The sequence below is a fragment of the Nitrospiria bacterium genome, from assembly GCA_035498035.1.
In the GTDB taxonomy this organism is placed as follows: Bacteria; Nitrospirota; Nitrospiria; order JACQBZ01; family JACQBZ01; genus JACQBZ01.
This window is the reverse complement of the sequence record DATKAN010000017.1, coordinates 50,095-60,509: the sequence shown is the minus strand read 5'-3', so window position 1 is coordinate 60,509 and position 10,415 is coordinate 50,095. Positions and strand designations below refer to the sequence as shown.

Sequence of the window (10,415 nt, the reverse complement as noted above, 5' to 3'; positions counted from 1 at the left end):
CCCCGTATGATCCGACCTACCGGGACCTGTTTCAGTTGCTAGGCGGCGATCATCCCAAGGAAATCTTGCTCCTCCCGATCTTGATGAACGACCAAGTGGTGGCCGTCTTGTTCGGGGACAATCAAGTGTCGAGCCGGCCGATTCAGTCGCTTTCGTATGTCCGGAAGCTGGCGCAAAAACTGGCGATGGCCCTGGAGATCCTGATTCTGAAAAAGAAGATTATCGAACTGTAAAGGAGCCTCGGACAAGGCGATGAAGATCCGAAAGCGCTTTTACGTCCACAGCATCCAGCGGAAGTATGCGTTTTTGACATGCCTGTTGCTGCTGGCTTACACCGTTGTCCTGGCCGGGGCGCTTTTTATTCCACCCGCCTTGAAATTGGGTTCGGGGTTGCCGCTTGAGGAACAGGCGCTTGCGGCCACTCAATTCATCGCCTTGAGTGACCGGCTCTGGCCCGCGATACTGCTCAGCGTCCCGGCCTTCATGTTATTGACCATCTGGATCACCCACCGTCTGGGAGGGCCAATTTATCGCCTTGAACAATCGCTCAAGCTGATCGCATCGGGAGACCTGGGTATGGAGGTCCGTTTTCGGGCGGGCGATGATCTTAAAGAACTGGCCGTGTTGGTGAACCAGATCGTTCGTCAGAAGGAAGACGCGCTTCGCACGGTTCAAGCCGTTCATCAACGTCTGCTGCAAACCCTTGGAGGGGTTCGGAGCAAGAGTTTCAACTCCGAACAGCTCAGCCAGGTTCTGGAACAGATCGACATTCAGGTCGAAGATATCGAGACCCTTCTCAAGCGGTATAAACTCAACCCTCCGGAGTCAAATCCGATTCCTTCCAAAGGGGTTCCCCAGAGACATCCCTGATCGAGGACGATCCGATGGTGGGCTACGGGGAAGACTCGAGTCCAAAAAGCATAAAAGGAAGGGGCAAACACCCGAATGGGTTTACCCTCCTTGAACTCATGGTTGTGGGCGCGATCTTGGGAATCCTGGTGGGAATTGCGGTCCCCATTTATATTTCATATCTCAAAAGAGCCCGTCAGGTGGAGGCTCCGGTGGCGCTCAACGAAGTCAAACGATTGGAAACGATGTATTTCGCTTTCAGCGGCGGCTATGGAACCTTGAACGAAATCGGATACCACAGCTCCGACCTTCGCTACTATACGGTAACGCTTGAGCGCATCCCCCCGTCCAACGGAGACCCCCCCGGCTATAAAGCGACGGCCACCGGCAATATTGATTCGGATTCCGATGAGGACGTCTGGACCATTGTACCGGACGGAACACTCGAACATGTTCAGGTTGATTGACCGGCTCAAACCGGGTTGTCTTGACTGCGGGCATCTTGGTATAATTAAGGCTGGAATTGGAGCCGGGAAACGGACCGTTTTGCCCCCGACGCTCGGGAGGTTTGGACCTTAAACACGGGCCCGGACAACAAAGGAAGCTTCTTCATTGGAAAAATCAAGCAGTGCTCGCATTCGATTGCCAGCCGGAATTGAAACCCAGGCCCTGTTCGGGCATTACGATGACCACCTGAAGCGGATTGAGGAAGCCCTGCATGTCCGCTTAACCGCCCGTGGAGATGAAATCACCATCCAGGGATCGGCCGAGGCCGTCAAGGGATCCGAGCGATTATTGCTCGGCCTGGTCGGCATCATGAATGAGGGGTTCGTCCTCCGGCCGCAGGACGTGCAATATGCGATCCAAGCCTTCCACGAGGACCCGGCCGTCTCCATCAAGGGCCTTTTTCTGGATGCGATACCGATCGCGACAAAAAAACGGATGGTGGTGCCGAGATCCGGGACGCAGCGCAGCTATGTCGATGCGGTCGGGAAATACGATCTGGTGATCGCCATCGGCCCGGCCGGAACGGGGAAAACGTATCTGGCCATGGCCATGGCCGTTTCGGCCTTGACCAAACGCCAGGTCAGCCGGATCATCCTGGCCCGACCGGCGGTCGAGGCGGGAGAAAAGCTGGGATTTCTGCCCGGGGACATGTATGCCAAAATCAATCCGTATCTTCGACCCTTGTATGACGCGCTGTATGATATGATGGATGTCGAACGGGCCAATCGGTATGTGGAGCGAGGGGAGATCGAAATCGCGCCGCTGGCCTACATGCGCGGCCGGACGCTGAACGATTCCTTCATCATTCTTGACGAGGCGCAGAACGCGACATCCGAACAGATGAAGATGTTTGTGACGCGTCTCGGATTTAATTCTAAGGCCGTGGTGACCGGCGACATCACGCAGGTGGACCTTCCCACCGAACGAACATCCGGTCTGATCGAGATCCAGGAGATCCTGTCCGACACGCCGGGAATCCGGTTTGTCTATTTCACCGAGCAGGACGTTGTCCGGCATCGTCTGGTTCAGGAAATCATCCGGGCTTACGACCGGTACGAGGGCAAGGGTGGAAGAGGAAAAAGAAAATAAGGACGGTCCCCGCTATCGAGACCCCGTCTACCAGGGCTATGCCTTGGGTGCGATCGTTGTGCTGGTTGTGGTGTACCTCCTGGCGCCGTATCTTTTGTTCTTCTCGCCCGAGTTGACCATTGGAGAAATCATCTCCCGGGATATCAAGGCCCCGACCAATCTGGAGTTACTGGACATCGATGCCACCCAGGAGGCGCAACATCAAGCGGAGGCGGCCGTTCCCGTGGTCTACGATTCGGATCTCGGGGCCGTCGAGGTTTTGGACCAAAAGGTGGCGAAGGCCTTTTTGGCGGCACGGGACCTGCGGGCCCGTACGGAGCCCGATCGGCTCAGGCGGATCGCCGCGGCCATGGACCAGGAGTTCCAGCAAAAGATCGGTCTTCGTCTGGGGTCCCCGACCCTGGCTTTTCTGAGAAGCGGCGGATACGGGCAGGATCTGGAAAGCCAAGTGCGGCAGTCTTTGCGTTCCGTGATGGACCGCGGAATTATTTCCAACCGGACCTTCGCCAACGGCGAGAAAGACCGGGGAATCGTGATCCGGACGGTCGGGGAGCGGAAGGAACAATTCGTCAAGAATGTCCTGTCCATTCCGGACCTCAAGGAAGCCCAGTCGCTGGCGCGGGATGGGTCGGTGCAAGCCTTTCCGGACGATCCCTCCAAAGCGACCGCAATCGGGGAGCTGGTTTCCCGGTTGCTGATACCCAACGTAACACTGAACAGGAGCGAAACGGAATCCCGCCAACAGTCGGCACGCGCCTCGGTCAAACCGCTCTACTACAAGGTCAAAAAGGGAGAGTTTCTCTTCCGGGCCGGCGATCGGGTGGCCTACGAGGATCGACCGCTCCTGGAGGAACTTTCAAAATACCGGAATGGGGGGCTGGTTCTGCGCGTCCTGGTCGGGCTGCTCATTATGGTCACGGCGATCCTGGCGATTTTTTATCTGGATATCCGCCGTTACCGTGCGCCCATGACTCGCGATCTGTCGAAATTGCTTCTCCTGGGAATCCTCCTGGCCGGAACGATTGCGGTGTCCAAGTTTTCCTATTTTCTTCTGACGGCCTTCGCCGATAAATTTCCTACGGTCGATCCCGCCTCGATCGTGTACGCGATTCCGGTGGCGGCCGGAGCCATGCTGAGCACCCTCCTGTTCGACACCCACATGGGCTTGATTTTTTCCTTCGTGATGAGTCTGATGATGGGGATCGTCGTGCCGGAGGAGCCGTTATTCACCCTGTATTCGTTTGTGGGGAGCGTCGTGGCCGTGTTCAGCGTGATCACCTGTCACCGGCGGACCCAGCTCCTTCGGGCCGGTTTGGCGGTCAGCATCGTGAACGTGGTCCTCGTGGCCGCGATCAATTTCTACGAGGCGACCCAACTGAATCTCAAGTCCGTCTTGGATCTGCTCTTCGGTGCGGGTGGGGGTCTGCTGTCGGGCCTGATCGTATCCGGATTCCTCCCGGGACTGGAATTCCTTTTCACCATTACCACGGATATTCGGCTGCTGGAGCTCTTGGATTTAAATCATCCCCTCCTGAGGCGGCTTTCGATCCAGGCCCCGGGAACCTATTATCACAGCATGATGGTGAGCAATCTGGCCGAGGCCGCGACGGAAGCGGTGGGCGAGAGTCCCCTGCTGGCCCGGGTCTGTTGTTACTACCACGATATCGGAAAACTTCTCAAACCGGACTACTATATTGAAAACCAGATGGGCCATGGAAATCGCCACGACATGCTGTCGCCTCAGCTCAGCAGCCTCGTCGTGGCATCGCATGTCAAAGAAGGACTGGACCTGGCCCGGGAGTACAAGCTCCCCCAGGCGATCCTCGACATTATTCCACAGCACCACGGGACGCGGTTGATGACGTATTTCTACAATCGCGCCCAAAAAAACCGCGCCCCGGACCAGCCGCCGATCGATGAGATCGACTTTCGCTACCCCGGGCCGCGGCCCCAGACCAAGATCGCGGCGATCATCATGCTGGCGGACGGCGTCGAGGCGGCCTCGCGGGTGCTGGACAACCCGACGCAGGGGCGGATCAGCGCCCTGGTCGAGAAGATGGTGACGACGATCTATCTCGACGGTCAGCTCAGCGAAAGCGACCTGACCCTCAAGGACCTCCAGACGATCCAGCAGAGTTTCGTCAAGGTCCTGACCGGACAATTCCACCAGCGGATCGAATACCCGGGCATGGGGCTGCCGAATTATGGAGAATCGGAGTATGAGGATTCGGATCGCCAACCGGCAACGCCGCATTCCCCTGCGGACCGGAACTTACAGGACGTGGGCCGAAAAGGTTCTTCGCAAACTGGGCCGGCCTGAAGCGGAAATCAGCCTGTCATTTTTGAGCGACCGCCGGATCCAATCCCTGAATAAATTCTATCGCGGCCAGGACCGACCGACCGATGTGCTGGCCTTTCCTCTGGCCCTTTCGAAATCGATCCGATCGAAAGGCGGTGCGCAGCGACGCCCGCCCCCGTTTCTGGGGGATGTCGTTATTTCAGCGCCCACCGCGCGCCGTCAGGCGCGGGAGCAGCGCCACGGCTTGGGACGAGAGACGGCCCGGCTGATGATCCACGGCATTTTACACCTGCTGGGTTATGATCATGAAAGGCCGGAGGAGGCCCGCCGGATGCGGCGCAAGGAACGGGCGTTGATCCAACACCTGTTTGAACCCGCCCAGCGAGCATCATCCCCATAGAAGAAAGAAACGGCATGTTGCGGCGTTTTAAAAAGGGCCTGTCCAAAACCCGTCAGCGATGGCGCCAAGGTCTCGAGAGTCTGATCTTCGGCAATAGGGAGATCGATGCCGATCTGCTTGAGCGTCTGGAAGGAATTTTGTTGTCGGCCGATCTGGGGGTCCATACGGTTCAACGCCTGTCGGCCGGACTTCGAAATCGGCTGGATCGCCATGAGCGTGCCGATCCGTCTCGGTTAAATGCGTTTTTGAAGGCCGAATTGATGGCGTCCTTGAAGTCAAAAGAAAGCCGGTTGGAGGTGAAGAGTCCGCCTCCGTTCGTGGTGATGATGGTGGGGGTGAACGGTGTCGGCAAGACGACGACGATAGGAAAACTGGCCCTGAAATTCAGCCAAGAAGGTCGGTCCGTGGTCTTGGTCGCCGGGGACACGTTTCGAGCGGCGGCCATCGAACAACTCGAAATTTGGGGACAGCGGGTGGGCTGTCCCGTGATCAAACATCAGAGCGGATCGGACCCGTCGGCCGTCATCTTCGATGGACTTACGGCGGCCAAGGCGCGGGGAACGGATGTGGTGATCGTCGACACCGCCGGCCGGATGCATACGAAATTCAATCTCATGGAGGAACTCAAGAAGATGAAGCGGGTCATGGACAAGGCCCTGCCTGGAAGTCCCCATGAGACGCTCCTGGTCCTGGATGCGACGACGGGACAGAACGCCGTGTCGCAGGCCAAACAATTTCACGAGGCGATCGGGGTGACGGGGGTGGTGCTCACGAAACTGGACGGCACGGCCAAGGGCGGGGTGGTCGTGGCCATTGCGGAAGAGCTCGGGATCCCGGTGAAGCTGGTCGGGGTCGGCGAAGGACCCGAGGATATCGATGTATTCTCCGCCGAGGATTTTGTGGAAGGGCTGTTCGGAGACTGAATAAAAGAACCCGGCCGGCCGCAAATGCGATCGATCTTACTTCCCGTAGACGACGACTCGGTTCTTCCCCTGGGACTTGGCGGCATAGAGCGCGATGTCGGCGTTGCGAACCAGGTCTTCCAGCGTCTCGGCGTCTTCCGGGTAGGTCGCCAGTCCCAGGCTGACGCTCAAGACTATTTTCTGCTCGGGCTTGATAAACGGGAGATCGAGTCGGTAGACCTCCGCGCAGATACGCTCGGCGATGGTTTGGGCATCGGCCTTGCTGGTTTGCGGAAGGATGACGGTAAACTCTTCCCCCCCGTAACGGGCGGCCACATCGATCGTCCGGATGCTGTTTCGGAGGCACCGCGCCGTCGCCTTTAAGACCTCGTCCCCGATCAGATGTCCCAGGCGGTCGTTCACCTGCTTGAAGTTGTCCACGTCAAGCATGATCAACGACAGGGGCAAGTGGTGACGGCGGGATCGTTCGATTTCTTCCGACATGCGCTCCTGGAAATAGCGGCGATTCAAAAGTCCCGTGAGGGAATCGGTGATCGAGATTTTTTTCAGTTCCTCGGTTTTCTGATAGAATCGGGACCGCTCGATCGCCACAGAGGCGTAGGCCCCGATCGAAACGAGGAGTTGCAGGTCCTCATCCGAAAAGACCTCCCCGCTCACTTTGTCGGCGACGTTGAGAACGCCGATGGTCCGGCCGCTCAATTTGAGCGGGATACTGATAAACGACTTGGTTTTATAACGAGGGCGTCTTTCCTGTGCGACCCGATGGTCCGCGTCGATGTCCGCCACCATCAGCGGGCTGCCGCTCGTCAACACCTGGCCCGAAATGCCTTCGCCCGGTCGGATCTTCAGCAGTTCCACGATCTTTTTGTTCAGCCCCTTCATCGCCTTGATCGACAGCTCCCGGCGGTCTTCGTCTAAAAGCATGATCGAACCTTGTTCCGCCTGCACGTACTGAGTGGACTTGTCCAGAATGGCGCTGAAGATCTCTTCGGAGTCCATGGCGGAGCCGACGGTCTTGGCGATCTCCAGAAAAACCGAGACATCCTTGGTCAGATCCCGCCGCTCCCGTTGAAGTTGCGAGTTTTCCTGAACCAGGGAAACCTGCTGGCAGAACGCCGAGATGATCTGGGCGGTCTCGTCGTCGATGGGCGTGTCGAAGATGCACAACAAACTCACAACGCGCTGGTTGGAGGTGAACAAGGGGAAGAGGTAGACCGAGGTAATGCCGGACGGAAAACCGGCTCTCAGGATTTCGAGCGTATCGTGAATTGATAACGGACGTTGTTGTTCCATCAATGTGCGGATCGGGTCCACCGAGGCGTCCGCTTGGAAGTTCCGGAGCGGTTCCGTGGCTTGTCCGAACGTCGCCACGGTTTTGAATGCCTGTCGATCCCGATCCCAAATCAAGACGGACGCCGAGTTCAGGTTGAACAGGATCCCAAGGGAGTTCAGCAGCGTGTGAATGAGTTCCGAGGGGTCGTTTTTAAGATCCGCCGCCAGCGAAAACAGCGTCATCAACCGTGAAAATTTGGTGCTCAAGACGTTTTTGTCGTGTCCTTGACCGCTCGCCGTCATCGGCTCGTTTATATCCTGCGAGGCGCTTAATGTCAATTGATTTTCGGGCTCCTTTTTCGGCGTCGGCTCGACGGCGATGACCTCGGCCGGTTTGGCCCTTGAATGCGCCGGGGGAGCGGGAATCGGGATGCCGTAGCCCGGACTCAGGAGCAGGGTTTTGGCGACTCGAGGCCTCCGCGCAAGACGGGCCAGGCCGAAACTGAGCAGGAGGGAGGCGGGCAGGTACCCCACGAAGAAAAGGAGGGTCAGCCATACCGGGTCGATGACGACCATGGGGAGGCGGAGCTCGATCAGTTGCCGGTGGAACTCCAAGCTAAAAGCGGCCGTGATGAAAATAAGGGCCAGGGCCATCAGGTAGACCGGCATCAATTCGCTCGGCCGGGGCTCCGGATGCCGCCGCTTGAACGGGAGCAGGAGAGGAAACGGCGCCAGGACCAGGTAGATTCCCAAAACCTCGAGGACGGGAAGAAGGTCGTCCGGAAATACGGCCTTGACCCATCCGACAAGGACGAGGCATGCGGCCAAGTTTCCGCTGGCCAGAATCAAATAGACGACCATCAACCAAACCCCTCTCAAGGCTTTCTAAATACTACAAAACATCGCCATGGAAAGCAACTACTCGAAAGTGGGTTTGGAGGGTTCAAAACCTGTCGCAGTCGGAAAAAAGGTGTGTTATGATATTCGCGGGAGAGATCGATGGAACGATTCAAACTTTGCGCGGACTTCGCTCCCAAGGGCGACCAGGGGAAGGCTATCGCGGCCTTGTCCGAGGGGATCCTGCGGAATGAAAAACATCAAGTGCTCTTGGGCGTGACGGGATCGGGCAAAACCTTTACCATGGCCAACGTGATCGAACGGGTCCAGCGGCCGACCCTGGTGATCGTTCACAACAAGACACTGGCCGCGCAGCTCTACCACGAATTCCGGACGTTTTTTCCCGAGAACGCCGTCGCCTATTTTGTCAGCTACTACGATTATTACCAGCCGGAGGCCTATCTTCCCCAGACCGACACCTACATCGAGAAAGACGCGTCGATCAACGATGCCATCGACCGGATGCGCCATGCCGCCACGAGCGCGCTGTTCGAGCGGAACGACGTGATCATCGTGGCGTCGGTCTCCTGCATCTACGGCCTCGGTTCGCCGGAAGCCTACCACGGGATGTTGCTGTACCTGGAAGAGGGGATGGCCATCGACCGCGAGGCCATCCTCCGGAAACTGGTCGAGATCCAGTATGAGCGAAACGACTACGATCTGCGACGGGGGACCTTCCGGGTGCGCGGGGATATCCTCGAGGTCTTCCCGGCCTCCTCCGAGAGCCACGCCGTCCGGATCGAGCAGTTCGGCGACACCGTGGAGGCCCTCTCCGAGATCGATCCGCTGCGGGGGGAAGTCCTTCGGCGCCTCCCCAAAGTGGCGGTCTACCCCAGCAGCCATTACGTGATCCCGCCGGATCGGTTCCGGCAGGCCCTCGAAGGGATCGAGGCCGAATTGGAGGAGCGGATCCGGTTTTTCCGGAACAACGGCCAGCTCCTGGAAGCCCAGCGGATCGATCAGCGGACGCGGTTCGATCTGGAGATGATCCGGGAAGTGGGATACTGCCATGGGATCGAGAATTATTCCCGGCACCTCTCCGGCCGCCGTCCGGGCGATCCGCCGCCGACCCTCCTGGATTACTTTCCCTCGAACTACCTCCTGATCATCGACGAGAGCCACGCGACGGTTCCGCAGATCGGGGGGATGTACGAGGGCGACCGGTCCCGCAAGAAAAACCTGGTGGAGTACGGGTTCCGTCTGCCGTCGGCCTTCGACAACCGGCCGCTGACCTTCGAGGAGTTCGAACGTCACATGAACCAGGTCGTTTACGTCTCGGCCACGCCCGGTCCGTATGAGCTTGAGCGCAGCCGGGACCGCGTCGTCGAGCAGATCATTCGGCCGACCGGGCTGATGGATCCCTCCATCACGGTCCGGCCGGCCAAAGGTCAAGTGGATCATCTTCTGGGCGAGATCAAAAAACGGGTGGCCCGTCAGGAACGGATCCTGGTGACGACGTTGACGAAGCGGATGGCCGAGGATCTCGCCGAGTATTATCATGAATTGGGCCTGAAGGTGCGCTATCTGCATTCCGAGGTCCAGACGCTGGAGCGCAACGAGATCATACGGGATCTGCGCCTGGGAACGTTCGACGTCCTGATCGGAATCAATCTTCTGCGGGAGGGGCTGGATCTGCCCGAGGTGTCGCTGGTGGCGATCCTGGATGCCGACAAGGAAGGCTACCTGCGGTCCTACCGGTCCCTGATCCAGACCGCGGGGCGGGCGGCCCGCAACGTGGCCGGGGAGGTGATCCTGTACGCGGATGCCGTGACCGAGTCGATGCGACAGGCCATGGGCGAGACGGAGCGTCGTCGGAAAATCCAATTCGAGTTCAATCGGGTTCACGGCATCACGCCCGAGACGATCAAGAAGGGGATTCCAAAAACGCTGTACGAGATTTCCGAGGCCGATTACGTCACCGTTCCGGCGGTCGCTGAGGAAGCGGAGGGCTACGTTCCCTTGAGCGAGATCCCGCAAATCGTCCGCAGTCTGGAAAAGGAGATGAGGGCGGCGGCGAAGGAGTTGAAGTTTGAAAAAGCGGCCGAGCTCCGCGACCGGATCCGCAAGCTGAAGGAGATGGAGCTGGGGGTGAAATGACGTATTGATCTACACAGCGCGGAGTTTATCTCCGCGCGGAGACAAGTTCCGCGCTGTATATTATGTCGATAAAGCGTACCCG

The 10,415-nt window shown here is 58.4% G+C and carries 9 protein-coding genes; 8 read left to right on the top strand and 1 reads right to left on the bottom strand.

Features of this window, described 5'->3' with window-relative positions:
* The 7 genes from VMN77_03000 to ftsY all read left to right on the top strand — a co-directional run.
* A partial coding sequence (locus tag VMN77_03000; GenBank protein ID HTN42746.1) for a hypothetical protein occupies positions 1–233 on the top strand: 233 nt, incomplete at its 5' end.
* A 19-nt stretch (positions 234–252) separates the two neighbouring features.
* On the top strand, positions 253–870 hold the full coding sequence (locus VMN77_02995) for a methyl-accepting chemotaxis protein (protein ID HTN42745.1): 618 nt from the start codon (positions 253–255) through the stop codon (positions 868–870).
* A gap of 14 nt (positions 871–884) precedes the next feature.
* Entirely contained in the window at positions 885–1,316 is a 432-nt protein-coding gene (locus VMN77_02990; GenBank protein ID HTN42744.1) for a prepilin-type N-terminal cleavage/methylation domain-containing protein, read from the top strand.
* Positions 1,317–1,461: 145 nt separating this feature from the next.
* On the top strand, positions 1,462–2,445 hold the full coding sequence (locus tag VMN77_02985; protein HTN42743.1) for a PhoH family protein: 984 nt from the start codon (positions 1,462–1,464) through the stop codon (positions 2,443–2,445).
* Positions 2,423–4,765, top strand: coding sequence for an HDIG domain-containing protein (locus tag VMN77_02980; protein HTN42742.1), 2,343 nt, complete (start codon positions 2,423–2,425; stop codon positions 4,763–4,765). Before VMN77_02985 ends, VMN77_02980 begins: the two co-directional genes overlap by 23 nt.
* Positions 4,665–5,144 carry an rRNA maturation RNase YbeY gene (gene ybeY, locus VMN77_02975; protein HTN42741.1) on the top strand — a complete coding sequence of 160 codons (480 nt, stop codon included), beginning with the start codon at positions 4,665–4,667 and terminating at the stop codon, positions 5,142–5,144. The genes VMN77_02980 and ybeY overlap by 101 nt, the downstream gene beginning before the upstream one ends.
* Positions 5,145–5,158: 14 nt before the next feature.
* Complete coding sequence (gene ftsY / locus VMN77_02970) at positions 5,159–6,067, top strand: signal recognition particle-docking protein FtsY (protein HTN42740.1); 909 nt, start codon at positions 5,159–5,161, stop codon at positions 6,065–6,067.
* A gap of 36 nt (positions 6,068–6,103) precedes the next feature.
* Here the strand turns inward: ftsY and VMN77_02965 are convergent, their stop codons facing one another.
* Positions 6,104–8,200, bottom strand: coding sequence for a sensor domain-containing diguanylate cyclase (locus tag VMN77_02965; protein ID HTN42739.1), 2,097 nt, complete (start codon positions 8,198–8,200; stop codon positions 6,104–6,106).
* 138 nt (positions 8,201–8,338) lie between these two features.
* On the opposite strand from VMN77_02965, the gene uvrB reads away from it, so the two are divergent.
* Positions 8,339–10,333, top strand: coding sequence for an excinuclease ABC subunit UvrB (uvrB, locus tag VMN77_02960; protein ID HTN42738.1), 1,995 nt, complete (start codon positions 8,339–8,341; stop codon positions 10,331–10,333).
* Positions 10,334–10,415 lie beyond the last annotated feature (82 nt).